The 25,651-nt window shown below is 37.2% G+C and carries 21 protein-coding genes and 1 tRNA gene; 16 read left to right on the top strand and 6 right to left on the bottom strand.

Annotation, left to right across the window (positions count from 1 at the left end):
* Nucleotides 1-137: 137 nt before the first annotated feature.
* Nucleotides 138-1,052: an NYN domain-containing protein gene (locus tag VB691_RS09690; protein ID WP_323291286.1), complete on the top strand. Its 915-nt coding sequence runs from the start codon at nucleotides 138-140 to the stop codon at nucleotides 1,050-1,052.
* Here VB691_RS09690 and rodA read toward each other — a convergent pair.
* Together rodA and VB691_RS09700 are read right to left on the bottom strand one after the other, a co-directional pair.
* A complete protein-coding gene (gene rodA / locus VB691_RS09695) occupies nucleotides 1,049-2,317 on the bottom strand; it encodes a rod shape-determining protein RodA (RefSeq protein ID WP_323291287.1) in 1,269 nt (422 codons plus the stop codon). The genes VB691_RS09690 and rodA overlap by 4 nt on opposite strands.
* 37 nt (nucleotides 2,318-2,354) lie before the next feature.
* Entirely contained in the window at nucleotides 2,355-3,416 is a 1,062-nt protein-coding gene (locus tag VB691_RS09700) for an Mrp/NBP35 family ATP-binding protein (RefSeq protein WP_323291288.1), read from the bottom strand.
* A 148-nt stretch (nucleotides 3,417-3,564) separates the two neighbouring features.
* Here VB691_RS09700 and VB691_RS09705 point away from each other — a divergent pair, with 148 nt between their 5' ends.
* The 3 genes from VB691_RS09705 to VB691_RS09715 all read left to right on the top strand — a co-directional run bounded on the left by VB691_RS09705 (nucleotide 3,565) and on the right by VB691_RS09715 (nucleotide 6,591).
* On the top strand, nucleotides 3,565-3,882 hold the full coding sequence (locus tag VB691_RS09705; protein WP_323291289.1) for a nucleotidyltransferase family protein: 318 nt from the start codon (nucleotides 3,565-3,567) through the stop codon (nucleotides 3,880-3,882).
* Nucleotides 3,869-4,210: a DUF86 domain-containing protein gene (locus VB691_RS09710; protein ID WP_323291290.1), complete on the top strand. Its 342-nt coding sequence runs from the start codon at nucleotides 3,869-3,871 to the stop codon at nucleotides 4,208-4,210. Before VB691_RS09705 ends, VB691_RS09710 begins: the two co-directional genes overlap by 14 nt.
* Before the next feature lie 308 nt (nucleotides 4,211-4,518).
* Nucleotides 4,519-6,591, top strand: coding sequence for a bifunctional serine/threonine-protein kinase/formylglycine-generating enzyme family protein (locus tag VB691_RS09715; protein ID WP_323291291.1), 2,073 nt, complete (start codon nucleotides 4,519-4,521; stop codon nucleotides 6,589-6,591).
* A gap of 523 nt (nucleotides 6,592-7,114) precedes the next feature.
* On the opposite strand, the gene VB691_RS09720 is transcribed toward VB691_RS09715, so the two are convergent.
* The 3 genes from VB691_RS09720 to VB691_RS09730 form a co-directional block, all read right to left on the bottom strand.
* A complete protein-coding gene (locus VB691_RS09720) occupies nucleotides 7,115-7,669 on the bottom strand; it encodes a transposase (protein ID WP_323291292.1) in 555 nt (184 codons plus the stop codon).
* A gap of 100 nt (nucleotides 7,670-7,769) precedes the next feature.
* A complete protein-coding gene (locus VB691_RS09725; protein ID WP_323291476.1) occupies nucleotides 7,770-8,750 on the bottom strand; it encodes an ABC transporter ATP-binding protein in 981 nt (326 codons plus the stop codon).
* Between the two features lie 116 nt (nucleotides 8,751-8,866).
* Nucleotides 8,867-9,205: a c-type cytochrome gene (locus VB691_RS09730; RefSeq protein WP_323291293.1), complete on the bottom strand. Its 339-nt coding sequence runs from the start codon at nucleotides 9,203-9,205 to the stop codon at nucleotides 8,867-8,869.
* A gap of 97 nt (nucleotides 9,206-9,302) precedes the next feature.
* Between VB691_RS09730 and VB691_RS09735 the strand changes: the two genes are divergently transcribed.
* From VB691_RS09735 to VB691_RS09765, 7 genes are all read left to right on the top strand, one after another.
* Nucleotides 9,303-9,923 carry a DUF6391 domain-containing protein gene (locus tag VB691_RS09735; protein ID WP_323291294.1) on the top strand — a complete coding sequence of 207 codons (621 nt, stop codon included), beginning with the start codon at nucleotides 9,303-9,305 and terminating at the stop codon, nucleotides 9,921-9,923.
* Between the two features lie 107 nt (nucleotides 9,924-10,030).
* Nucleotides 10,031-10,246 (top strand): photosystem I reaction center subunit IV, encoded by a 216-nt coding sequence (locus tag VB691_RS09740; protein ID WP_323291295.1) that lies wholly within the window; start codon nucleotides 10,031-10,033, stop codon nucleotides 10,244-10,246.
* Between the two features lie 21 nt (nucleotides 10,247-10,267).
* A complete protein-coding gene (locus VB691_RS09745; RefSeq protein ID WP_323291296.1) occupies nucleotides 10,268-11,149 on the top strand; it encodes a DNA-formamidopyrimidine glycosylase in 882 nt (293 codons plus the stop codon).
* A gap of 500 nt (nucleotides 11,150-11,649) precedes the next feature.
* The gene (locus VB691_RS09750; RefSeq protein WP_323291297.1) at nucleotides 11,650-12,309 is read left to right on the top strand and encodes a COP23 domain-containing protein; all 660 of its coding nucleotides are present in this window, start codon (nucleotides 11,650-11,652) and stop codon (nucleotides 12,307-12,309) included.
* Nucleotides 12,310-12,383: 74 nt separating this feature from the next.
* Nucleotides 12,384-14,873: a CHAT domain-containing protein gene (locus VB691_RS09755; RefSeq protein WP_323291298.1), complete on the top strand. Its 2,490-nt coding sequence runs from the start codon at nucleotides 12,384-12,386 to the stop codon at nucleotides 14,871-14,873.
* A gap of 148 nt (nucleotides 14,874-15,021) precedes the next feature.
* Nucleotides 15,022-15,094 (top strand) — tRNA-Gln (locus VB691_RS09760).
* A 191-nt stretch (nucleotides 15,095-15,285) separates the two neighbouring features.
* Nucleotides 15,286-16,788 carry a hypothetical protein gene (locus VB691_RS09765; RefSeq protein ID WP_323291299.1) on the top strand — a complete coding sequence of 501 codons (1,503 nt, stop codon included), beginning with the start codon at nucleotides 15,286-15,288 and terminating at the stop codon, nucleotides 16,786-16,788.
* A gap of 39 nt (nucleotides 16,789-16,827) precedes the next feature.
* On the opposite strand, the gene VB691_RS09770 is transcribed toward VB691_RS09765, so the two are convergent.
* Nucleotides 16,828-19,545: a CBS domain-containing protein gene (locus tag VB691_RS09770; RefSeq protein WP_323291300.1), complete on the bottom strand. Its 2,718-nt coding sequence runs from the start codon at nucleotides 19,543-19,545 to the stop codon at nucleotides 16,828-16,830.
* A 135-nt stretch (nucleotides 19,546-19,680) separates the two neighbouring features.
* On the opposite strand from VB691_RS09770, the gene VB691_RS09775 reads away from it, so the two are divergent.
* From VB691_RS09775 to VB691_RS09795, 5 genes are all read left to right on the top strand, one after another.
* Nucleotides 19,681-20,391: a hypothetical protein gene (locus VB691_RS09775; protein WP_323291301.1), complete on the top strand. Its 711-nt coding sequence runs from the start codon at nucleotides 19,681-19,683 to the stop codon at nucleotides 20,389-20,391.
* A 42-nt stretch (nucleotides 20,392-20,433) separates the two neighbouring features.
* Nucleotides 20,434-20,739, top strand: coding sequence for a hypothetical protein (locus tag VB691_RS09780; RefSeq protein ID WP_323291302.1), 306 nt, complete (start codon nucleotides 20,434-20,436; stop codon nucleotides 20,737-20,739).
* Between the two features lie 126 nt (nucleotides 20,740-20,865).
* On the top strand, nucleotides 20,866-22,947 hold the full coding sequence (locus VB691_RS09785; RefSeq protein ID WP_323291303.1) for a WD40/YVTN/BNR-like repeat-containing protein: 2,082 nt from the start codon (nucleotides 20,866-20,868) through the stop codon (nucleotides 22,945-22,947).
* Nucleotides 22,944-23,927 (top strand): glycosyltransferase family 2 protein, encoded by a 984-nt coding sequence (locus VB691_RS09790; RefSeq protein WP_323291304.1) that lies wholly within the window; start codon nucleotides 22,944-22,946, stop codon nucleotides 23,925-23,927. The genes VB691_RS09785 and VB691_RS09790 overlap by 4 nt, the downstream gene beginning before the upstream one ends.
* Before the next feature lie 70 nt (nucleotides 23,928-23,997).
* Nucleotides 23,998-25,581, top strand: coding sequence for a glycosyltransferase family 39 protein (locus tag VB691_RS09795; RefSeq protein WP_323291305.1), 1,584 nt, complete (start codon nucleotides 23,998-24,000; stop codon nucleotides 25,579-25,581).
* The last annotated feature ends 70 nt before the right edge of the window (nucleotides 25,582-25,651 follow it).

Here is a 25,651-nt window from a genome sequence, read left to right on the forward strand (position 1 = left end):
CGATAAAATCGGATAATAAGTACCTGTTCAAGATTAGGAGTTGATAAGAGATCGGAGAAAGCTTCTCTTTTTTCTTTGATCCTTGTCACCCTTTGCGGTAAAATTGAAGATATGCAAGAAAATACATAGATTAGCTTATGAATTGTATAGAAGATTCAAAATTAACAAGGATCGGGATATTTTATGATGGTAATTATTTTCTTCATGTTAGTAATTACTACAATTACGAACATCAAAGACGAGCAAGAATTAGTGTCGCTGGTTTACATGAGTTTATAAAAAATCTGATCGCCCAAGAAGAAAAAACTTCGGTTCGACTATGCCAAATTGTTGATGCTCACTATTTTAGAGGGCGGTTAAGTGCTGGAGAAGCGAGTCAAAATCAACTTTACTATGATCGAGTATTTGATGATATTTTGATGTCAGAAGGAGTGATTACCCATTATCTACCGTTAAAAAATTTAGGAGGAAAAAAAGAAGAAAAAGGCATTGATGTTTGGTTAGCACTTGAAGCGTTTGAACTTGCTTTCTATAAAAGATTTAATGTACTTGTTTTAATCGCTTGTGATGGAGATTATGTACCACTGATCAAAAAATTGAACACCCTGGGAACTAGAGTTATGGTACTCAGTTGGGATTTTGAGTATGTTAATGAATTTAATAATCAGATGACCACGAAAACCTCTCAATATCTGCTGAAAGAAGTGACTTATCCCGTCGCTATGCAAGAAATTATCGGCGATCGCAAACAAAACAATGATCCCCTGATTAACAATTTATTTGTTCAACCCAGAATTCCTAAACAAGAGGAGATCTTGATTGATGAAAATACTCCCCTTCAAGAAAGTACAATTCTCAGTTTAAAACAAGGCTATGGCTTTATCAAAAATCCCCCCAATAATTTATTTTTTCATCATACAGACTTAATTGATGTAGATTTTAATGACTTAGAAGAAGGGGCAACAGTTCAATTTTCCATAGGCTCTAATGATAAAGGAGAATCTGTGGCCAAGAACATTAAACGTATTTTTGCTGCCAATGCCCAAGCCTAAAATCTTTTTTTCGGTCGATAATTGGCCACAGACTCCACCAAACCCAAGGCAATAAAATTGGTTAATAAAGCCGATCGCCCGTAACTTAACCAAGGTAACGGAATCCCTGTAATTGGTGCTAATCCCACCGTCATACAGATATTAACCACCACCTGAAAGGCAATCATGGATAACATTCCAATGGCCAATAAAGACCCAAAATTCTCATTAGCTTGACAAGCAATGATTACTAAGCGAAAACAAATTAACCAAAAGGCGACTAAAACCAAAATACCGCCCACAAATCCAAATTCTTCCCCGACTGCCGAAAAAATGAAATCTGTATGCTGTTCAGGAATAAAATTTAACTGAGTTTGGGTTCCTTCAAACAGTCCCCGTCCCCATAATTCTCCAGACCCGATCGCAATGCGAGATTGAATTAATTGATAACCCCCACCCAAAGGATTTTTCTCCGGTTCTAAAAATAGGGTCAGACGATCCTTTTGATAATCCTTCAATAAACCCCACAAGACACCGCTAAGCTTCCCTGCCGCAAAATTAGCCCCCATGGCCCCAATGGTAGCCACAAAGCGCAACGGTAAACTAAACCAGGCAATAATGCCCATAATTACCGCCCAAATAATCCAGCCAGGAAAGGAAATATTGAATAAAATCGCCGAAACCAGAGGAGAGATCATCAAAACTAGCCAACCTGGGTGCATATTTGCCCAGTAAAGCATTCCCAAGGTAATAGCCCCAAAAACTAACCCAGTCCCCAAATCAGGCTGTAACATAATCAACACCCAAGGAACCGCCGTTACTCCCAAAACCCGCAAAACGGAAGGGAGAGTCTGGGCATCTTTTTGATGTAACAAGGCGGCTAAGGTAATAATCAGCCCCACCTTCGCAAATTCCGAGGGCTGAATATTAAATCCCCCAATCTCAATCCAACTTTGGGCCCCATTAGCCGCAACCCCAATGGCAATTACCGCAATCAAAGACAAATTGGTGATGGCATAGGTTAACCAATGCCACTGTATCAAATTTTCATAGCGAAACCGGGCCAAAAATAGGGCAATAATCAACCCAAAGCCCCCAAATAACCAATGTTGCCACCAGTCAACCGATGTTTCATGTAGTTCCGTGCTACGAATCATCAAACCCCCTAAACTGGTTAACCCCACCACCAAGAATAGTAATAACCAGTCAACTTGTGGCAAGGCAGACAACCATAAAGGTAAGCGACGTTTGCGACTAACGCGGTAATTTGCGGCTTTTAACATCATATTGGGGAAACTCCTCACATAAACAACAGAATTGGGTTTAGGCTAAAGCCGCCATCGATACTTTAGCAGCAATTTGTTGGGCGATCGCTGTTAATGCCTTAGCTGAGGCCGACTCTGGGGCCGACATAACAATAGGAACCCCTTGATCTCCTCCTTCTCTGAGGGCAATTTCCAAAGGAATACAGCCCAATAGAGGCACGTTTAATTCTTTTGATGTTTTTTCCCCTCCACCGGAACCAAAGAGGTCGTAGGTGCGTTCTGGTGCGTCTGGGGGGATAAAATAACTCATATTCTCGACAATACCGAGAACATTTACGCCCAATTGTTCAAACATTTTTAAGCCACGACGAGCATCTAACAGAGATACAGTTTGGGGAGTAGTAACAATGACGGCCCCGGCCATGGGAACCGCTTGAGCTAAAGTTAACTGAGCATCTCCCGTTCCTGGGGGCATATCTACCACTAAATAATCTAACGCGCCCCAGTTGACTTGGTAGAGAAATTGACGGATGATGCCATTGAGCATGGGGCCACGCCACATCACAGGTTGATCGGGGTCGATTAAAAAGCCCATGGACACCATTTTAACGCCGTAATTAAAGGCCGGTTCCAGAATATCTCCCTCTGCCCTTTTTTCTACTTTTATCTCAGCGTTTTCTAGTCCTAACATGGTGGGTACATTGGGGCCATAAATATCCGCATCAAGTAACCCTACTTTTGCCCCGGCTTTGGCTAAGGCAACGGCTACGTTAACAGCTACGGTACTTTTTCCCACCCCTCCTTTACCACTAGAAATGGCAATAATATTTTTTGTTCCTGCTACGGTTTCTTGGTTGGGGAGGGCTTTTTGTTGGGGGGTTTCGGCCGTAACAGCGACTTCTACGGTTTCGACTCCTGGTAACTGTTTCACTGCTTTTTTACAGTCGTCTACGATGAATTCTCGTAAAGGACAGGCCGGAGTGGTTAAAACCAGGGTAAAACTGACGTTACCGCCCTCTACCGTGACATTACGAATCATATTGAGGTCTACTAAACTTTTTTGCAGTTCGGGGTCTTGAACTGGCCGTAATACGTCTAAAATTGCTTGTTTATCGAGCATTGTAATTTGTTTGTTCTCCTAATGGGGCAACTCTGGCGGTTACATCGATTACTTCTGTAATAAATCTTAACGGTTTTGGGCCGATTCTTGTTAAAGAATTATGATGAAAGGAGTTCTATAAGTGATTTTCAAGAAATACTATAGCGTTATGTCTCCTGTAAAAAATTTATTTATATCACTTCCAAAAGACAAGATTAGGGAATTTTGTCAACAATACCAAATCCGTAATTTGTCCTTATTTGGTTCAGTATTACGGGATGATTTTACCCCAGAAAGCGACATTGATTTTTTAGTTGAGTTTTTGCCTGAAGCAAAAATTACTTATTTAGATCTGGCAAGAATGGAAAGAGAACTTTCAAAAATACTGAATGGTCGAAAAATTGATCTTCGTACCCCCGCAGAATTGAGTCCTTATTTTCGTCAGGAAGTTTTAAAAACGGCCGTTGTACAATATGCCCAAAATTGATGATCCTACTCGATTACAACACATGAAAGATGCTGCTCTTGAAGCAACAAAGTTTATTCAAGGATGCGATCGGAAGTCTTTAGATAATAACCAAATGTTAGTTTTTGCTTTAATTAAAGCCATTGAAATTATTGGAGAAGCAGCAGTCAATGTTTCTGTAGACTGTCAACAAAAACACCCACAAATTCCTTGGTCTGATATTATTGGGATGCGAAATCGTCTTGTTCATGCTTATTTTGCTGTCGATCTTGATATTCTTTGGAATACAGTTACTCTTAAACTTGATCCTTTAATCGAAGAACTAGAAAAAATTATTAACAATAGATGAATTAGTCTATAATAACCAATAAAAACTATAAAATCATCCCATTATTGTAGGGGTTTAACACTGTTAAACCCATCACCATTAAACCCCAAAACTGTTAAACCCATCACCATTAAACCCAAAACTGTTAAACCCCAAAACTGTTAAACCCAAAACTGTTAAACCCATAAACATTAAACCCACTATTAAACCCATCAACATTAAACCCATCAAGGTTATCTATCCACAACTGAAATCTCAGGGCTTAATGGTATTAAGCCCCTACAAGCGTTAAAATCTTTTCAAAACCTGCAACAATTATCCTTGATATCGTGACTATTTGCTGTCTCAACCCTACTTGTACCAAACCAGAAAACCTTGATGGGACACAGTTTTGTATTGCTTGCGGTACTTCTATAACTGTCCTCCGAAATCATTATCGTCCCCTAAAACTATTGTCTGATGAGGGAGGTTTTGGACGGACTTATCTTGCGGAAGATATAGATAGACTGAATGCAAAATGTGTGATTAAACAACTTTGTCCCCAAAAACAGGGAACTGCTGCATTTGGGAAGGTACAAGATTTATTTGAAGATGAGGCAAAACAATTACAACAACTGGGGGAACATCCACAAATACCGCAGTTATTAGCCTATTTTAAGGAAGAAGATTATTTATATTTGGTGCAACAATATATCGAAGGAAAAACCCTGGATAAGTTGTATAACCGTTGTTGGACAGAAACAGAAGTTAGGGACTTTTTAAACAATATTCTGCCTGTTTTTGAGTTCATACATCAAAAAAAAGTCATTCACCGTGATATTAAACCTACCAATATCATGGGACGGGACGATAATAAGCAGTATGTATTGATTGATTTTGGTGCATCTAAGGACTTTGCTGCAACAGTAGCCACCAGAGGAACAAAAATAGGAACTGAAGGTTATGCTGCTTTTGAACAAATGAAGTCAGGGGAAGCATTTAACGCTAGTGACTTGTTTAGTTTGGGTGCAACTTGTTTCTTTTTACTGACTCAGATTGATCCTTATAACTTATTGTTGGAGGAGGGTTATCAATGGGTTAACCAGTGGCAAACTCATCTCAAACAACCTATTAGCGATGATTTAAGGCAGGTTTTAGACAAGTTATTACAAAAGGATAGACGTAACCGTTATCAGTCAGCAACGGAAGTCTTAACCGCATTACAACCTAAAGCGCAACAGAAACAAATTACTACTCCTCCACCCCAACAACCGACACCAGTAACTAAAGCGCAACAGAAACAAAGTCCCCCTCCACAACCTCAACCTATACACCCAACCCTGGTACAAACCCCTTCTCAACCGCAACCGCAAAATAGACGAAAATTTTTACAATTTTTGGGATATGGAAGTATTGGTGTTATCGCAGTTGGGTTGTTTGCTTGGTGGAAAAACAATAATAGTTCTACTTCCATTCCCACACCTACACCTACACCTACATCTACTCCTACTCCTACTCCCACTCCCACAACAACAGATACCTTTCCCCTGGAAACCTTCAGCTTTGAGACGGTAAAGGTTGACCCCCAAGGAAATATTGTTCAGCGAGAAACGAAACAAGGGGAACAGTTTACTATTGCGCTAGAGAATGATGTTTCTTTGGACATGGTGAAGATACCAGGGGGAACATTTATCATGGGTTCCCCGGAAACTGAAGCGGGAAGACAAGATGATGAAGCGCAACAGGAGGTGACGGTAGATGATTTCTATATCGGTAAATATGAAGTCACTCAACCGCAATGGGAAGCTATTATGGGAAATAACCCCTCAAAATTTAATAAAGGGGGTAAATATCCTGTAGAACAGGTTTCTTGGAATGATTGTCAGGAGTTTTGTCAGAAACTCTCGGAAAAGACAGGGTTAACTTTTACTTTACCCACGGAAGCACAATGGGAATATGCTTGTCGTGCAGGGACAACCACTCCTTTTTATTATGGAGAAACCCTGAATACGGATATTGCTAACTATGATGGTAACTATGTCTATGGAGAGGGCAAAAAAGGCATTGATCGGGGAGAAACAACGGAAGTAGGCAGTTTTCCTGCTAATGGCTTTGGTTTATATGATATGCACGGTAATCTCTGGGAATGGTGTCAAGATGACTATAATCAGAATTATCAAGCTAATAATAAAAATTCTCAACAAGCAGTAAGCAAGGTAACTGCAAACGCAGTGATGCTGGTTTCAGCATCTTCTAATATCGGTATTCTTGTTGAAAATGATTATCAATATAAGAAGGTAGTACGCGGCGGTTCGTACCTCAATGATCCGCGCTACTGCCGTTCGGCTAACCGCCTCATCAACGGCGCGCGTAACGACCTCAACGGTTTGCGTGTTGTGTGCGGTCTTCCCAGGACTTTGTAGCCCTTTGCACTGTTGCGCTTTTGCCCTTTGCCCTTATGGACGCGCGTCAGCGCGGATCGATTTTTTTTTGGGGTAGAAATAGGGCAATATATTCATCAATACTATCATATCACAATTTTTTTTACGGTGTGTGGGTTTAATGGTTGATGGGTTTAATGGTTGATGGGTTGCATGGTTGGGTGGGTTTAATGGTTGGGTGGGTTTAATGGTTGGGCGGGTTTAACAGTGTTAAACCCCTACAAGATTATCGAATACAAACAATTAATGTAGGGGCATAATACCATTATGCCCGATACCATTATGCCCGATACCATTTGTAGCAATTAATGTAGGGGCATAATACCATTATGCCCGATACCATTTGTAGCAATTAATGTAGGGACATAATATCATTATGTCCGATACCATTATGTCCGATACCATTATGTCCGATATCATTTGATGGTTATGTTATCGTAGGGGCTTAATAATATTAAGCCCAACCAGATGTTATGTCCACACATCATGATCCCCATCTACAATATTAAAATGGCAAGTCTAATAAAATTTCTCTGGATAAAGAGTATTCAGGATCTTTATCCCAGTTTAAAGGATTTTCAACAATATATTTGCGTATTTCTTGTAATGCTTTTTCATCACGAATAATATGTTCATAATAATTACGTTGCCAGACTAAAGATGTTCCCTTTTGTCCACAAATATAATTAATTTCTTTAGTAACTGCTGCTTTATAGGAACGAATTACACTAGATAATGAACCCGCAACAATATTACCAAAGCTTCGCGCTTCATTGACAGGTTTTTGAGAATTATTAAGCCATAAAATACCATGAACATGATTAGGCATAATCACAAAAACATCTAAAATAACATGAGGAAAATGTTCAGAAATTTTTAACCAACAATTATGAGCGATCGCCCCTAAAGCACAAATTTTAATTTTCCCCTGTTTAATATCAGCAAAAATACATTGTTTATTCTTAGTACAAAGGGTCACAAAATAAGCCCCATTATCAGCATAATTATACTCTTTGATACGAATAGAACGACGATGGGAAAAATCGGGATTATGAGCCATTATGTTACGATAAGGTAGGGGCTTAATAATATTAAGCCCTGAATATCAAGCCCTGAATATTAAGCCCTGAATATTAAGCCCTTATTTTTCTATCTAAAAATCACTGACTTGAGGTAATACCCCTTTCCCGTAACTGTTGAATAAAATAATCTTCTAAAGAAGCACGGGCGCGATTTAAACTGAGTAATTGAGCATCAATTTTTGATAGAAACTCAATAAATTCATGAGGATCACCTGTTAATTGTCCATGCCAAGTATTTTCAATCTCTTTAATCCCTAAAATCCAAGGTTCTAACTCTTTTTCTGTTCCCCCTTTAACGATAACTTGATAAACATCAGAACGGCCTAAAATATCCTCCAATGACCCCACACATAACAAATCTCCTTTCGCTAAAATTGCAATGCGATCGCAGATTCTTTCAATATCCGTTAAGACATGGGAATTAAAAAAGATCGTCTTTCCTTGTTCTTTTAAAGAGAGAACAATTTCCCTGACTTGATAACGTCCCAAAGGATCAAGTCCCGACATTGGTTCATCAAAAAACACCACTTCAGGGTCATTAATTAAAGCTTGGGCCATGCCAACCCGTTGTAACATTCCCTTAGAATATTTTTTTAATTGTTTTTTCTTAGCAGTTTTTTGGGCCAACCCAACTAAGTCTATTAACTCAGGAATTCGTTTCTTTTGAATTGACCTAGGAATTTGAAATAAACCCGCAATAAACTCTAAAAATTCCCAAGCCGTTAGATAGTCATAAAAATAGGCATTTTCCGGTAAATATCCCACCCGTTGTTTTACCGAACGATTACCTACAGGATACCCTAATAATATGGCACGGCCACTGGTAGGACGGACAATACCTAATAACATTTTTAACAGGGTAGTTTTTCCTGCACCATTGGGGCCCAATAACCCAAAAGTTTCCCCTTGATAAACCGTTAGGGAACAATCATTAAGCGATCGCAATTTTTGATTCATCCAAAAGCCAGTACGATAAACTTTACTTAAGTTAGTTGCTTGCACCACTGGCATTGCTTCATGAATGGGGGTTTGGGGTTGTACTTGAGTAACAGAATCCATCGCTTTTATGTTTTCTTCGTAATTCATTTGGATAAACTCTATCTCTATTGTTCCCTATTTATCTGGAAAAATAAACATCTTTAGAAATTTTAACAATTTCTTTCCCCTTCCTCTAATCAACTTTTCCAATTATGATTAGCTTGTTCGAGAACATAGTGAGAAACGGCTTCAATTTCTTGGGGGGTTAATTTCTCTTGATAAGCTGACATATTATTTTTACCATAAGTCACTAAATCTGTAATAGCTTCTAGAGTATCTAGTTTATTCCTTTGTAATGTCTTCAGTCGTAAATTTTTCCCCCGTCTAATAATATTAGAACCATTGGGATGACAACCAGAACAGTGAATCTGAAAAATTTCCGCCCCATTAATTGTTTCAACTGCCACAGCAGAATTATTAACGGTTATGAACAGGAAGCCTAAGATAATAAAGAGTAAAATTGAGAGAGTTTTCAAAGTAAATCTGTCCTCATGAATGTCCTATTTCAGTTTACGCTAAGCTAAATTAGAGAGGGAGGCATTTGTTGATCTTCACTATTACCCTAAGCTGCTTATGACAAATTCGGTTCATTCCGCTACCGGAAGTCTTTGGGACTTTGACATTTATCAACCCCAACAAAGTCAAGATAGTCAGTTACTGAACCTTTTAGGCTTTGTTCCTGGGTTAAAAGAACTGCTGATGTTGCGTCAAGTTCATGCTTTAGAACATGGGACGGTTTGGGTATTAAGTGAAAATCAGCAGGGATATCCCCAAGATAATGACACATTGGGGGGACTATCCACCGCTAATGGGTTTTATATCTATGGACAGGTTAACCAATTTGATTTACAAAAAGCCGTCCGCCAAGCCTTACAACGCTTCAAAGCTGGAGAATGGAATTTAGCGGTACATCCTCGCTGTGGGACGAATACTTCCGTTAATCTCCTCCTGACGGCTAGTTTTGCTGTAGGGGCCCATTTAATTTTACCCAGGGGCCCCCTTGAACAATTATTAGGGTTAGTCTTAGCTACCTCCACCGCATCCCAACTTTCTCCAGAGTTAGGACTCTCGGCCCAAAAATACCTAACCACTGCCATTCCCTTTAATTTAGAACTCACTCAAATCGCCAAAACCCAAGACTTTTGGGGACATCCGGCCCATTTTGTTGAACTAGAATGGCGAGATTCGCAATAAAACTTAAAATTTGGAAGTACCAAGGTGTCCCGATCAAATAGTAGTATTTTGTTTGTGTACCACACTGAAGTGTGGGATTGAATATCCATTTATCAAGGACAATAACTATGGTCAAGCGTGGCGACAAAGTTAGAATCAAGCGTAAAGAATCTTACTGGTACAATGATATTGGCACCGTTGCCAGTGTCGATAAAGCTGGTATCATCTATCCCGTCATCGTTCGTTTTGATAAGGTCAATTACAATGGCTTCAGTGGCAGTCCTACTGGGGTTAATACCAACAATTTTGCCGAAAGCGAACTTGTTGTCGTTTCCTCAAAATAATTAGGTTTCAGGGATAATATTGTGCCAGAACTCCCTGAAGTAGAAACAGTTTGTCGAGGGTTAAATCAATTGACCTCTGGACAAACTGTTCGGGGTGGGGAAGTGTTGCTATCGCGTACTCTTGCTCATCCCGTTTCTGTTAAGAAATTTTTGACTCAGATAACTGATGTTCGGTTTGATCAGTGGCAACGACGAGGAAAATATCTATTAGCCCGACTAAAAGACCTCTCAGGGCAAGAAAAAGGCTGGTTAGGGGTTCATCTACGGATGACGGGTCAATTATTATGGGTAAAGCAAGATGAACCCTTACAACGTCATACCCGTTTGCGTTTGTTTTGTGATAATTCTCAAGAGTTGCGTTTTGTTGATATTCGTACTTTTGGTAAGGTTTGGTTAGTTCCTCCTGGTCAACCTGTAGAAAACATCATCACAGGACTGCAAAGATTGGGGCCAGAACCCTTTTCTAATAGCTTTTCGTCAAATTACCTCACCATGCGGTTAAAGAGTCGTCAGAGCAATATTAAGACGATTTTGCTTGATCAAAATATTGTGGCGGGTATTGGCAATATTTACGCTGATGAGGCGTTGTTTAAAAGTGGCATTCGACCGACAACTATAGCGCAACAGTTGACCTTAGCGCAGGTTAAAAGGTTACGAGAGGCCATTATTGATGTTTTACAGACTGCTATTGAGAAGGGGGGAACTACTTTTAGTGATTTTCGGGATGTAACGGGTATTAATGGCAATTATGGCGGGGTTGCTTGGGTTTATGGCCGAACTAATCAACCTTGTCGGGTTTGTGGCACAATCATTGAACGGATTAAGCTTGCGGGACGATCTACCCATTTTTGTCCCCACTGCCAGGATCAGGATTTGGAGGATGATAAGATGAACACCGATTAGGTGATTGCTTGGTGGCTTGATATCTGTATTGACTCAGTCATCTTAATAAATGCTTTTTGTCAAGAGCAGTTTGCAAATCTTAAAAATACGCTTATTAAAAGTTCATGATTTTATGGGGTGTTTAGGGGAAATTAGAGTAACAAGAAACTGATGTGAACCAAAGTTACATGGTTTGCCGGTCACATAAGGTTTTTAGACAGTAATAGACCCATATTGTATCATTTAAAATCTTAACACGAAAATAACCAAAATGCAGTTATCAAGGAAAATTAGGGAAAATCAGGAAAAACGTTCAAATGGTTAACTTATGTAAATGAGGGCGTTTATTTGAAAAATCAAATATTTATCGAGTTTGTTGATAAATATAGCTTATCAGTCGCCGAGTTGCTTAATATTCAATAAGAATATGGGTTAATTGTGCAACGCCCTATCATCTAGAATCTTACCAATAGAAAAACTGTCATAGTTTGATCTTGCCTATTTTTTGATTTGGGTTACAATTGCGGAATATTAGTATTTTTCAGCATAAAAAAGTCAAAGCCATGATCGCTTATCAAAAGCTTTTAGCTTATTTATTGGTTCCTTTTGTCATATTATCTGCCTATCTTGTTTCTGCTATTACTGGTAAGGAAGATAGTGTTAAGTCGTCTTCAGATGAGAAGGAAGATATTATTGAGTCGTCTTCAAAAGATAAGGTAACGTTTGTTTGTCGTACGGATGAGTATAACGGTAAAATGGTTCCTGCAACTGTAGCTAATAATCCTAAGTTAGATGAAGCAACAACGATTATTTTATGGAAACCTGATAATGATTATTTTGGAGAAAAATGGAATCCAGAAAAACGTTGTCAAGAAGTGGCTAAACGGTTTCAGAAAATACATGATCGTGATGGTTTAAAGTATGTTGTTGCTACAGTAGATACCTGGGTTCCTGATAGAGATATTTCTGTAGTTTGTGGAGTAAAAGAAAAAGAAGTACCTTGTTATGAGGATGATTTATTATTTACTTTAGAAGCAACAGATGAACCGGATCAAGTCTTAGCACAATTGATTGATCGTCGTAAGTTTCCCAGTACAAAACCTGAGTTAGTTAGAGGACAGAAACAACGAGTTTATTATGATCTCTCTAATATATTGAATACAGAACAATCTGCTTTTTAATGCTTTATTTCTTCCCTAAGTTATGTTTTCTTATGTTGAAAGATTATCTTTAGATTATTTGAGGATTATTTATTATGAAATTGACAAAGATTTTGAAATTCATTGTTTTGTTATCTTCTATTCTAGGGCTATTAGAATTTGGGAATTCTTCAGTTTTAGCACAATTTAAAAATGATTCTATTGAACTACCTAAAGGTTTTGTAGAGAGATGGAAAGATTATAAAACAGTTTGGAATCGTGGTGAGGAACATAACTATGAGCTATATGATATGCGAATGAATATTCCTCCCTATACTAATGATGATGCTAACTTAATACTTGACAGATATTCTAGTGGTAGTGGTGATTTTGTCTCAGATATAAATCCTTTAGATAATTTTATAACTTTTGAAGATACAAAATTAGCGTTAAAAATATTTCAGAAAAATAGTAATTATGAGAATGAAGTACGTACTTTAGAAAGATTATGTACACAACATATTAGTGATTTCGATGTCCCATTGGATGAATTAATCAAATATTGTGAACAGTATTTACTCAAACTTAAAGAGAAAGATGAGGTAGAGATGTGGATTTATATAAAAATGTATAATCTTTATCAAAAAGCAGGAAATACTGTTAAATCCAATCAAATTTTAAATAAGATGATTGATGATAATCAAGATGCTCAAGAACCATATTACAGTTTATTGATGGGAAATTTAACAAAAGAAGTTACCTATTATCATCAAGTCATTAATGATTCTCTAAATCGTTTAGACGCTAATCAATTTGCATCATCACAACCACAAGAATTGATTCCTCAACTGCCATTTGCATTACTATATGTTGGTGAATTGTCTAAATCAGAGCAAGTTTTTAAAAGATTTGTCTCTCTTCAAGAAAAACAAATTTTGTATGGAGGATTCGGCAATAATTATGTTGGTGTAGCAGATTATAATGAACTATATTTAGGAATTCAAAAAAATCTTGTTGTTCAGGAGAAATATGAGGAAGCTTTATTATATGCCGACAGAGGAAGATCGTTAAGACTTGCTAATAGACTAGGAGGAAATAGTAAAAAATCAACAATCAATGAAATAAAAGAAATTGCTAAATCATTAAACACAACTTTTGTCGAATATTCATTACTAGAAAATCAATATAATTTTCCTAATAGTGAACTTTTAATATGGGTAGTGAATCCTAATGGAGAGATTAACTTTCGTTTGGTTAATCTTGATGAGCTTAACATTAAATCTTTTCCTAAAAGTTTAGGGACTGAAATCATAACAAGAGGAACTATTTTTACAAATACGAAAAAAGTACCTTGGTTAATTATCGTCTATACTGTCATAACGGGTGGACTATTATTTGGATTTTTATTTTATGTAACTAATTATAAAAAAACTGCCATTTTAGTGTTAGTCGTAACAATTTTAGCTGTGGCTTTTTCTCCTATCATTGATAATAAAATTGCTTCGATAATGCCCAATCAAAATAAAAATAATAATAACTTAGTAGCAGAGAGAAAATTTGAATTCAATAATCTACTTCAATCATCTTTGTTAAAGGTAAGAGGGAAAAGCTCAAAAAAGTTGGAACAATACTTACAGGATAGTAGCTGTTATGATAATAAGAATTGTTTATATCAACTTTATCAAGTTTTAATTGAACCAATTGCTGAATTTTTACCAACCGATCCAGAGAATAAAGTTGTTTTTATTCCACAAGGAAATATCTATAAAGTTCCCTTTGCTGCATTAATGAATGCCAATGGTAAATATTTAATAGAAAATCATACTATTGCCCTGTCTCCCTCAATTGTAATCTCTAAAATTCTCCATAATAAACTACAGGAAAAATCAACTCAAAAAGACAATATTTTAATAGTTGGTAATCCTAAAATGCCAAAAGTAAAACTAAGTCATTTCGGTCTTCCTGAAACTTTAAGCGAACTTCCAGGTGCAGAATATGAAGCTAAAGAAATTGCTAAACTTTATAATACCCAACCCCTTATAGGAGAAGAAGCAACAGAATTAAGGGTTAGAAAAAAAATGTTTCAAGCAAGTCTTATTCATTTCGCCACTCATGGTTTTGAACAAGTTAACACCACTATCAATACAGGCGTTCTTCAACCTGCAATAATACTAGCTCCTTCCGAGGGAAATAATAATAAAAATTACGACAACATTTTAGACGACATTGTAACTGATGGTTTACTAGCTGATGATGGTAGTCTAAGTCTTGTCGGAGATGGTAGTCTTAATCAAATGAATTTTAGGGCTAAATTAATTGTTTTAAGTGCTTGTGAGACAGGTTTAGGAACAGTCGTTAGTGAAGGGGTTATAGGTTTTGCTTATGACTTTTTCTCTCTAGGAGTTCCTAGTGTAGTGGTTTCTCAATGGCAAGTACCCGACGCAGCAACCTCTGAGTTAATGATCGACTTCCATAAGAACCTACAAGCAGGACAAAATAAAGCCCAGGCACTACGCCAAGCCATGTTAACCACGATGAAATCAAATCCCGAACCCGTCAATTGGGCTGGATTTATACTTGTGGGTGAATCAGATACGCTTAAGTAGTGTATGCCGTCTCAAGAGGGTTTAATGGTATTAAACCCCTACCAGTTGTCTTGTCTGCGCTCAAAGTATTATTGGTCAGAAAATTTTTTCTCAAAAATGCTTGACAAACTAGGGATAGGTTCTGTTATTATTACAAAGGCGACATCGTTGGGGTGTAGCCAAGTGGTAAGGCAGCTGGTTTTGGTCCAGCCATTTCCTAGGTTCGAATCCTAGCACCCCAGTTAAAAATAATTATGTAGAGTTTATTATTGGCAAAAGTAAGCTGAAAACTTCTTGCCGCTTACTTTTGCATTAAGTGCGGCGGTATAGTATTATTCAGAAAGCACAAACTAGACAGAGTAATGATTTGTATATGATAAAAAATATTAGGATAATTTCCCTCCTACTCATTATCATTTCTTTAAGTTTTGGATTGTTTATTCTGACTTTTGTTACACTAAAGTTCACCAATTATAGTGGCGATCAAATTAACGATGCTTATCGAGTGATGGGAATCTGGGAAGGCCAATGGCCAACCTTAGGGCCAGGCCCAGCAGCTTGGTCTGGTTTGGTTGGAGATGTCTATTTACCGCCGCTTTACTATTATTTGGTGTTTCCTGCTACCATAATAACCCATGATTTATCGGCTCAGGCAATTCCTAATGCTTTATTTACTTTTTTGTCTATCCCTATACTCGCTTTAACTATCTATAAATTACTTGAAGGCGTTGGTCATAATAAACGATTTTTTTTGTCAGCTTTAGCTGGATTTTGGTATATTTTTCTTTTCAGAAATATTGTTCTTAGTACAGGAGATAGCTTAGGTGGTAATCCTGTCTCAGTTCCTTTTTTTCTACTTTGTTTTACATTACTGTATACTTATCAACTAGAAGCAAGACTCCCACTCTATCTTGAAGTTTTGTGTTGGCTTGCCTATGGATTAGTCATAGCTATTATTACTAATTTGCACTTTTCTAGTTTATTTGTTATGCCAGTGGTCTTTATCATTAGTATTATTGTTTATATTGCTAAAGATCCCAAAAAGGCAAAAAGATGGATTTTACCTGGCTTAGCAATCTTAACAGCTTTACTTACTTTAACCCCTTATTGGATAGGAGAATTGGGACGAAACTGGATAAATACTCAAAGAATTTTATCTCTAGTCTTTGACTCTAGCACAAAAGAAGGCCATAGTGTTTCTTTGTTTCAGAGGTTTAATGCTATTCTCCATAGCTATTTTGATTTAGGCCAGGAAGTATACTTTCCGGGCAATTCTTGGAAAAATTTGATAATCTCATTGATTTTTTTGGGAATAATTTTGGTGGTTGGAATTTATAAATTTAGAGGTAACTGGACAATTTTTCGTCTCTTAGGAGTAACGTGGGTAATCTTTTGCTTAGCCTATTCTTCAACCAATTTAGAAAACACTTATAATCCTGTATTTTACAAAATTTTAATTTATCTGGCTCCTATTTTTCTAGCTATTTGTAGCTTAGCTTATCTAGATATATCTCGTCCTCTTGAAAAATATTTAATAATTTTAATTATCGCTTGTATCACAGTATCAATTTTAATCAATACTAAGTATTTCTATAATTACATCAGTAGTAGAGGTGGCATTCCGAGAGTTCCCAATACATCTGATATTAGTCAGGCACTGGAAAAAATTCCTGCTCAAGCAACGGTTTGCCACCACAAAGAAAGTTATAGAAATATCCGAAACCAGGAATATATTGATCGATATGTGAACAAAGGAAGTTTGAAATTTATAGCTAATTGTGAGCCTGGTTATTACTTATTGTATTCCAAATATGAAGCATTAGGAGATTATACCCTAAATAAGAGAGATCCTTTGTCTGAAAAGATGAATTTTTCTGGGAAAGATTATCAATTATTTGACGAAACATCGTTATTTTATATTTATAAGATTAAATAAATGCTTAAAACTAATAATTGACAATGATAAATTAGTTAATCATGTTTCATTATTCATCATTTCCCTAACAACTAATTCTGCTTCTTCTTTGGTATGAATTTCTCCATCTAAGGTTTTATTGAGTAATTGACTTAAAACTGCTTTATACTTTGGCCCTGGTTTATATCCCATTGCTTTCAAATCATTCCCATCTAATGGTGCATAAATATGTGACCATTTGGTTAAATATTGCCAAATAATGCGGCGAATATTTTTGTTAGACTGAACAGCAATAATAATTAAATCGGGTAATTTATAGGCATTTAATAGATTAACTTTTTCACTTAATTTGTGACAATTTTGTAATATTTTATTGACTTCTATTTTGTTTTGTGATATGTATTTTAATCTTTCAAGACTATCTTTTGGCAATTGAAGATTATCCGCTATTTTATTTCTTTCACCTGAATTTATGTGAGAAATCAACACTTCTAAACGAATTAACCAATGTCCTAAATTATTATCAGGATCAAGATATTTTAACCAACGGGAAGCATAACGAATTTGCCACAATATTTCCTCATTTAAACTAATTTGAGAATGTAAACAGCGTAAAGCATCTAAATCAGCCAATAATTTTAAAGCTGGTTTCCAATAATTTGCTGCTAAAATGTATTTTAGTTCCGCTTTTAATCGCGTCGTTAAAGCCGGGGCGACATGATTTTCAATGCGTAACCTTTCATAAACCCCGCTTTCTATAGCATAACGAATATAAGCCTCTGTTTGGGGTTCAATTTCAAACTTTAAACGCACAGCAAAGCGCACTGCTCGATAAATTCTGGTAGGATCTTCAATGAAACTATTAGCATGAAGTACCCGAATTTCACGCGCTCGCAAGTCTAAAATTCCCCCAAAGAAATCTAATAATTCTCCTTCCCTTGGGGACGTTAATCTTACTGCTAAAGCATTAATAGTAAAGTCTCGTCTATATAAGTCTTGACGGATAGAACTCGCTTCAACTTCTGGGTTAGCCGCAGGGTAAGGATAAAATTCTGTTCTCGATGTTGCAATATCTATCCATAGTGACCCAAATTCTGGATCTTTGTGCCATAATAAAGCAGCAGTCTGAAACTCTCCATGCACTGACAAACGTGCATTTGGAAACTTTTTTTGCAGAGTTGAAGCTAATTCAACACCGGCCCCAACATCAGCAGCACGATGAAACCCATCTACCACTAAATCAATATCCTGTAAGAGAATTTTATCGGTTTTTTTTGTCAGTAATAAGTCTCGAACTGCCCCACCCACAATGTATAAATGCCAACCTTTTTCTTGAGCTAATTTTGCTATTTTTTGCAACAATTTCCAAATAGGAGGAGCTAAGCGATCGCGGATCGAAGGTAATAAACAAGAAACAGTAGGAACTCGATGACCATTTTCATCTTTAACGTCTTTTCTCTCTTGATGAATCTGTCTTAATAAATCTGTTCTAGTGACAATTCCTACTAATTTATTATCGTCAATAACAGGCAATCTTCCCACATCATAAGTTACCATGATTGACTCTATATCAGGTAATAAAGTCTCAGAATTTATGGTTTTTAACTGTCTGCTCATATATCCCTTTACGGGAGCATGACTAAACCCATGATGTAGAGCTAAATCTAAATCTCGACGGGAAATAATGCCAACTAAACAATCATTTTCATCCACCACAGACAACCCAGAATGACCATAGCGAAATAACACTCTTTGGGCTTGTTCTATAGTTGTTTCAGGACGAATTGTTCTCACAGGAGAAGACATTAAATCTCTAGCAGTTAAGGGCTGAGGAATTTGGGCAATAAATTCTGTGACTAATTGATTTAAAGTTTCTTCTGGTTCCACATCTCGTAATATTAAAGAAGCAGCTTGACTATGGCCTCCTCCTCCATAAACTGTAAATAATTGACTGAGGTTTGTTCCTTCAATTTTTGTCCGTCCAATTACAGTTAAACGCCCGTCAGGATAGGGTTTATCATTGTGTCGTTTATGATAAGAATGGGCAAATAATAAAGCATCACTTTCTGTTAACTCGATTAATCTTTCTGCTAAATTAGATAATCCAGATACAAAATTTTCTGTAGAAAGTAAAACCCAAGCAACCTGATAACCTCTAACAGTTTTAGTTTGTAATTTGTCTAAAGATTCTGTAAATAACTGTTGCAATTGTAGGGAAAAACCAGGATCACAATATTCAGCAATAGTCTTAAGATTTGCTCCCATTTCCATCAACCATGCCAACGCTTTCGCATCCCGTGAAGTCGATTGAGGAAAGGTTAAAGACCCCGTATCCACATGAATTCCTAAAGCCATGATAGTCGCTTGAATGGGGTTAGGATAGACGTTTTCTTGCTGCATCTTTTCCACAATTAGAGTAGTTGTGGCCCCAACAGCTTCCAATTGTTTAAAAGTGGTCGGAATATCAGAAATTGTATTAAGATGATGATCGTATAATTCGATAGTATTAATCTGAGGTAACTTAAACCATTCTGCCGCCTTTCCTAAGCGATCAATTTGTTGATTATCAACCACAATTAAACTACGAATTTTCTTCTCATTCACACTTCTTAATTCGATTAAGGCAATTTCATCTCGATGTAAAGCCAAAAAATCCCTAACCGCAGGATGGGCCCCACCCGTCAAAACAATGCGACTACCAACTTTTAGGCAAGATAGTCCAACAGCAGCCCCTAATACGTCGAAATCAGCCGTTTGATGGCATAAAATTATGTCCATGTTAAAGTCTGTGTTATGCGATCGCTTTCTCAATTATATAAAGCCCTATGTCAAAGCTTTGTAATATCTTGTCGGTAATTCTACAGAATAGCGATATAGTAAACATTAGCATACGTTCATTAGGCACAATCGGTAATGCAGGTTTCATTCCGGTCGAAACAACTCCCTCACTTATTTTCAGACTCCTCTCTGACTCGCCTCAAATCAGGAGTCATCAATGTTCTTACCCAAAAAAGACTGTACAAAATCGGTCGTTGGTTATTGGGGTCAACGGGTGCAACTTTAATGCTGGCCTGGAACGGGAAACTGGTTTTAGCCACTACCACTGGCCTTGGCTTAATGGTACTTGTCTATCAAATGCAAGGATGGAACTGGCAACGTCGTTGGCATTATGGGCGGGAGTTTCTCAAAAGTTCTCAGGGTAAGTTAGCTGTCGCCGTAGGAAGTGGCGTTTTAGCAGTTATGGGTAGCTATATCGCTATTTCCCTTTGGGTTGAGGCTGAAAATCACTGGTTAGCCACTGGGTTAATTTTACAAGGTTTAGGAACCCTATCAACCCTAGGATTATTGGCTTGGCAAATTTTTCATGTTCAAATAAAAACCCAGGAAAATCAATATTATCAATGGATATCTGCCCTAACGGATGCTGATACCTTAAAACGATTAATTGCGGTGCGAAATCTTGGTAATATGTTGGAAAAACAGCAGTTAAGTCCCAGTCATACTCAGCAACTTTGGGAGTATTTCCGCTTAATGTTAACCACAGAAAAAGAAACAGTCGTGCGTCAGGCAGTGTTACAATGTTGTCAACTGTTGGATCACTCCCCCATGTTTAACAAATCATAGAAATTAATTTTGTATGCCCACCCAGTCAAATTGAGAAGCAATATGAGTAAGCTGTTAGTTAACTTAAGAAAAGTTATATTATTAATTGTTTTAAGTGTAATTATTTTGGCAGTGGTAATCCAGCCGGCCATGTCCCATAGACCCCACGATGTAGTAAACCAAATAGAATTATCCCCAACTTATGATCAAGATAACACTCTCTGGATTATCGTGAGAAGTAATCTTTTTAAGTCAGTTGATGGGGGAGAGAGTTGGCAAAGAATCACCAACGGAATAGATAGTCGAACAGATCTATCGGGACTAGATATGTTTGCTCAAAGTAAAGATATCCGGTTCTACCGAACTTAGTGTGGTAAAAATCGTTCAAACCCTAACTCAGCCTGACTTGGCAAGGAATTTACTAAAAAGCAAACTATTAAAAACTAAAATACTTGCAAAATCAGGCTTCCAGGATGTTATTTTTAATAGTTTTACATGACAGGTTCGGTAGAACCAGATATCCTATTTTTATCTTCCTATGGTGATGGAATGTATAAGTCTCAAGATGGAGGAACATCTTGGGAAAAAGTTAATCAAGGATTAGAGACACTCAAAATTGAGTCAGTGGCTATTTCACCCAATGATCCTGACTTAGTTTTAGCAGAGGGAACTGAGGGAGGGCTATACAAAACAGACGACGGGGGTAAAAGTTGGACATCTGTTATCGATAGCAAAACCCAAATTACTGCTATGGCTTTTTTGCCAAATAACGATAGTCAAATTATCTTAGGAGATAGTAAAGGCAATTTACACTTGTCCTCAGACAAGGGAAAAAATTGGCAGCTTATGGGAAAAATTCAAGATAATAGCCCCATAAATGCTGTGGCAATTTCACCCAATTTTTCCACAGATAAAATGATTCTGATTGGAACTGATAAAGGTATTTTTAAGAGCGTTGATCTTGGTAAATCTTCGGTTAATATAAGTCAAGAAAATTTAGATAAAAACATTAGAGATATTGTGATAAAATCTGGTGAGAATAATAACCCAAAGATTTTCGTCTCTACCAAAGATACAGGAGTATTTCAATCTGAGGATGAAGGAAAAACTTGGACAAAAATCAGTCAAGGTTTAACCAAAGATCATCAAGCTGACGACTTCAAAGTTCCTCATTTTTATAAGTTAGGAATTTCCCCTTTCTTCAGCCAAGATGGGGTGATGTTTGTCGGCGGTTTCAATGGCTTGTTTAAATCCCAGAATAGGGGTGAAAATTGGCAAAAACTAGAAACCTTGTCAGCAGGGACAGTTGTCAGCTTAGGGATCTCTCCTAACTATAAAAATGACGGTACCCTAGGGGTTGTAACCTATGTGGGCAATGCTTATCTTAGCGAGGATGGGGGAAAGACTTGGAAAACCATTAATAAAGGGTTAGAACCCCCTCGCTTCACCGGAAAATTCGACTTTCAGGGACAAGATCCTCGCCGCTTTTTTGATATGGCCTTTTCTCCTAACTATGAATCTGATGGGAATATTTTTGCCACTGTTCTTTGGGATAACTTTTTAAGATCTACTAATCGAGGTGATAATTGGCAAATTGTTGGTCTTCCTGGGGCAAAAGGTCAAGCACTTCGAGGCTTTACTATTGTTCCTTCCCCTAATTTTGCCAAAGATAGCACTGTTTATGTCGCTACCATGTATGGTTTAATCATGCGCTCAACAGATGGTGGTCAAAACTTTTCTATTATGTCAGCCATTGAGAGTCGTAAGATTAACGAATCTTTAGCTATAGTGATATCGCCTAATTTTGCGGCTGACCAAACCCTCTATGCTTCGGGGACTAAAGGAATTTATAAGACGACAGATGGGGGTAAGACCTGGCAAACTACAACTGAAAATACGCCCTTAGAAGATCGCCCTTATGTGAAGTTGGCCATATCACCAAATTATCAAAATGATCGCACGGTAATAGCTGGAACAGGTCAAGGGGTTTACATAACAAAAGATGCAGGAAAAACCTGGGTTAAGTTGACAAAAACAGACTATGGAGATGATGGATATGTTGAAGGTTTAGCCATTTCCCCAAACTATCAAAATGACCAAACTTTTATACTAAGTATAAGAGGAAAAGGACTTTTCAAAACTGTTGATGGCGGCCAAACCTTTGGGAAGATTGGAGATAATATGATTACTTTGGCAAGAATGAATGACGTTCCTGCTGCGGGGAAAGCCATACAGTTTTCGCCGTCTTATGCTGAGGATAATACCCTTTTTGGCTTTGGGGGAACCCGCACAGGAGTCTATAAATCCACCGATGGTGGCAATACTTGGGAGACGATTGCTATTCCCATCAATACTAATGATAATTATGATTTAATAACTTGGGGCAGTCTGATCTTTGAGGTTTATCGGGGTCGTATATTGAGAATAGCTGCTGCTGTAGTAGTTGCTTTATTGAGCTATGTTGCTTTAGGATATTTAGGGTTGGAGAAGAAGCTACCTTTGAGTAAGCTACAAATTAAGTCAATAGGAACATTTGTAACCTTTATTGTGGCATTACTCATATTGTTGAAATTATGAAAAACCTATCGGCTAAACTGCCCCATTCGCCTAAATATTCTCTAATTATTCCGATTTATAACGAACAAGAAACCATTTCTGAACTTTATCATCGAGTCAGCCAAATTATGAATGACCTTAATGGTCAGGTGGAGTTAATTTTAATCAATGATGGGAGTAAAGATCGTTCCCTAGAACTCATTAGACAACTCCATCAAGAAGATTCTAGAATATGTTACCTCAGCTTTGCTCGTAATTTTGGACACCAGACGGCGGTAACTGCGGGTCTTAATTTTGCCAGAGGAGAAGCAATTATTGTTTTAGACGCAGATTTACAAGATCCGCCAGAGTTAATTCCAGAAATGATTGATAAATGGAAACAGGGGTACGAGGTGGTCTATGCTCAACGGATTAAGCGAAAGCAGGAAGGCTGGTTTAAACGATTTACTGCCTATGCTTTTTATCGTTTGCTTCAGTTATTAGCAGATGTGACAATTCCCGCCGACACGGGAGATTTTTGTTTGATGGATCGAAAAGTCGTTGATATCCTCAATGTTATGCCCGAAAGAAATCGCTATATTCGAGGATTAAGAGCATGGATTGGATTTCGGCAAACTGCTGTTCTATTTGAACGAGAACCTCGATATGCTGGCACTGTTAAATACACCTTTCGTAAATCATTTTCTTTGGCTCTTAATAGCTTAATTTCATTTTCCAGAGTTCCCTTGAGAATTTCCACCTACTTAGGGTTATTATCCGCTATTTTAGCTCTATTCATGGCATTTTTGGTCTTATACTGGCGATTGATTCAAACGAATTCCCCCGTAACAGGATTAGCTACCATTATGATTGCTATTTTCTTTTTAGGCTCAGTTCAACTGATTTGTCTAGGCATTCTAGGGGAATATATCGGTAGAGTGTATGAGGAAGTCAAAGGTAGGCCTCTATATACCCTAGCTGAGATAGTAGGATTTGAGCAATCTCATGCAACCGATAGCTAAGACAATGACAGAGATATAGTTACATTTTTAAAGTTATGTTATCTCCCCTATTTATTGAGGATTAATCCATATGTTAATATCTAAATCTTGGAAATTTTTAGTGATTGTTGTCTTATTAATTGGTATTGTTTTACGGTTTGTGAATCTCGATTCAAAAGTTTACAGTGCTGACGAAGTTAGGAGTATCATGAGACTTTCTGGTTCGACAAATCAGCAGTTAATTGAGGAAGTGTTTGATGGAAAGATTACCAGTGTTGAAGAATTGCAAAGCTATCAAAAGCCAACCCCTCAAAAAAATCTATCTGATGCGGTTAATGCCTTAGTAAGTAATCCCGAACATCCTCCTTTATATCCTTTATTGACTCGCTTTTGGATGCAAATTATTAATATACCAATCGCAGCAAGATATATTTCTATTTTATTTAGTATAATAGTCTTTCCTAGTATTTACTGGTTATGTCTAGAATTATTTGAATCACCTGTAGTAGGTTGGGTAGCTATGTGCTTAACAGCAGTTTCCCCTTTTCATATTCTAGCTGCTCAAAATACTACTCAATATAGTCTCTGGACAGTAACAATAACATTATCAAGTGCTGCTCTGATTAATGCTTTAAGGTTAAATAAAACAGCCTGTTGGTTGAGGTACGCTGTTTTTTCAGCAATGGGATTTTACACCCATCTTTATTTTTGTACCGTTGCCTTAAGTCATGGACTTTATGTTTTGACAACTGAGAAATTGCGATTAAGTCGTAGAACAATTGCCTATTTGTTATCTTCTGTTGGCTCATTACTTCTTTTTAGTCCTTGGATTTATGTCATAGTGACTAATTTAGACACGATCAAAAAAAATACTACATACTACAGCCTAAGCCACACCAATTTTAAAGTTATAAGCTCTCGATTTCTGGAAAACATTACTAATATTTTTGTTGATTTTCATAATAAAACAAAGTTAGAAAACTCGATTTTAAGCTACTTAATATTAGGTTTGATTGCATTTTCTATTTATTTTATTTGTCGTTCTACTTCAGTTAAAACATGGTCATTTGTCTTGCTTTTAGTTATTTCAAATACATTGTTTCTGGTGATACCTGATAGTTTTGGTGCTTCAATTCGTGCTTTGCAATATAGATATTATCTTCCCTGTTTTTTGGGAATTGAGTTATCTGTTTCTTATCTAATTGCCCATCAAATTAGTAACTTATCATTAAAAGTTTGGCAACGACAACTGTGGCAAATTATATTTCTGGTAATTGTGTGCTTGGGAATTATATCTGGTATTTTTATTGCCCAGGATCAAGATTGGGGAATAGATGACCAAAAAGGAACTGCTAGTTCTCAAAATATTCAATTGGTTCTTCCAATTAATCAATCTGATCGTCCTTTAGTTATGAGTGCTACCACACCTAGTTTTATTCTGGCATTAAGTCACATGGCGGAACCCAAAGTTAAATTCAGATTATTTAGCCAACAAAACAGATCACAATGGGACAAAAGCATAAATCTTTCAACCGACGCTGCACAATTTAGTGATATATTCATCATTTATCCAAACCAAGAATTTTTGGGATTTATTGATCAAGACAAACAATTTAAAAGAAAATCAGTTGTTAATAATAAGCTTTACAAGCTTGAAAAAGCAAGCTCTTCCTAAGCTCATCCCATAGATATTCAAGATAGGTTAAGGAGGCAGGAGGCAGAGGACAGAAGGGCAGATCAACTCA

Origin of the sequence: Crocosphaera sp. XPORK-15E, assembly GCF_034931425.1 — a bacterium.
Taxonomy (GTDB): domain Bacteria; phylum Cyanobacteriota; class Cyanobacteriia; order Cyanobacteriales; family Microcystaceae; genus UHCC-0190.

Excerpts from the sequence above, each read along its gene's own strand:
- VB691_RS09690 (WP_323291286.1), top strand. The coding sequence starts at position 138 with ATGAATTGTATAGAAGATTCAAAATTAACAAGGATCGGGATATTTTAT.
- rodA (WP_323291287.1), bottom strand. The coding sequence starts at position 2,317 with ATGATGTTAAAAGCCGCAAATTACCGCGTTAGTCGCAAACGTCGCTTA.
- VB691_RS09700 (WP_323291288.1), bottom strand. The coding sequence starts at position 3,416 with ATGCTCGATAAACAAGCAATTTTAGACGTATTACGGCCAGTTCAAGAC.
- VB691_RS09705 (WP_323291289.1), top strand. The coding sequence starts at position 3,565 with ATGTCTCCTGTAAAAAATTTATTTATATCACTTCCAAAAGACAAGATT.
- VB691_RS09710 (WP_323291290.1), top strand. The coding sequence starts at position 3,869 with ATGCCCAAAATTGATGATCCTACTCGATTACAACACATGAAAGATGCT.
- VB691_RS09720 (WP_323291292.1), bottom strand. The coding sequence starts at position 7,669 with ATGGCTCATAATCCCGATTTTTCCCATCGTCGTTCTATTCGTATCAAA.
- VB691_RS09725 (WP_323291476.1), bottom strand. The coding sequence starts at position 8,750 with ATGGATTCTGTTACTCAAGTACAACCCCAAACCCCCATTCATGAAGCA.
- VB691_RS09735 (WP_323291294.1), top strand. The coding sequence starts at position 9,303 with ATGACAAATTCGGTTCATTCCGCTACCGGAAGTCTTTGGGACTTTGAC.
- VB691_RS09740 (WP_323291295.1), top strand. The coding sequence starts at position 10,031 with ATGGTCAAGCGTGGCGACAAAGTTAGAATCAAGCGTAAAGAATCTTAC.
- VB691_RS09755 (WP_323291298.1), top strand. The coding sequence starts at position 12,384 with ATGAAATTGACAAAGATTTTGAAATTCATTGTTTTGTTATCTTCTATT.
- VB691_RS09770 (WP_323291300.1), bottom strand. The coding sequence starts at position 19,545 with ATGGACATAATTTTATGCCATCAAACGGCTGATTTCGACGTATTAGGG.
- VB691_RS09775 (WP_323291301.1), top strand. The coding sequence starts at position 19,681 with ATGCAGGTTTCATTCCGGTCGAAACAACTCCCTCACTTATTTTCAGAC.
- VB691_RS09780 (WP_323291302.1), top strand. The coding sequence starts at position 20,434 with ATGAGTAAGCTGTTAGTTAACTTAAGAAAAGTTATATTATTAATTGTT.
- VB691_RS09785 (WP_323291303.1), top strand. The coding sequence starts at position 20,866 with ATGACAGGTTCGGTAGAACCAGATATCCTATTTTTATCTTCCTATGGT.
- VB691_RS09790 (WP_323291304.1), top strand. The coding sequence starts at position 22,944 with ATGAAAAACCTATCGGCTAAACTGCCCCATTCGCCTAAATATTCTCTA.
- VB691_RS09795 (WP_323291305.1), top strand. The coding sequence starts at position 23,998 with ATGTTAATATCTAAATCTTGGAAATTTTTAGTGATTGTTGTCTTATTA.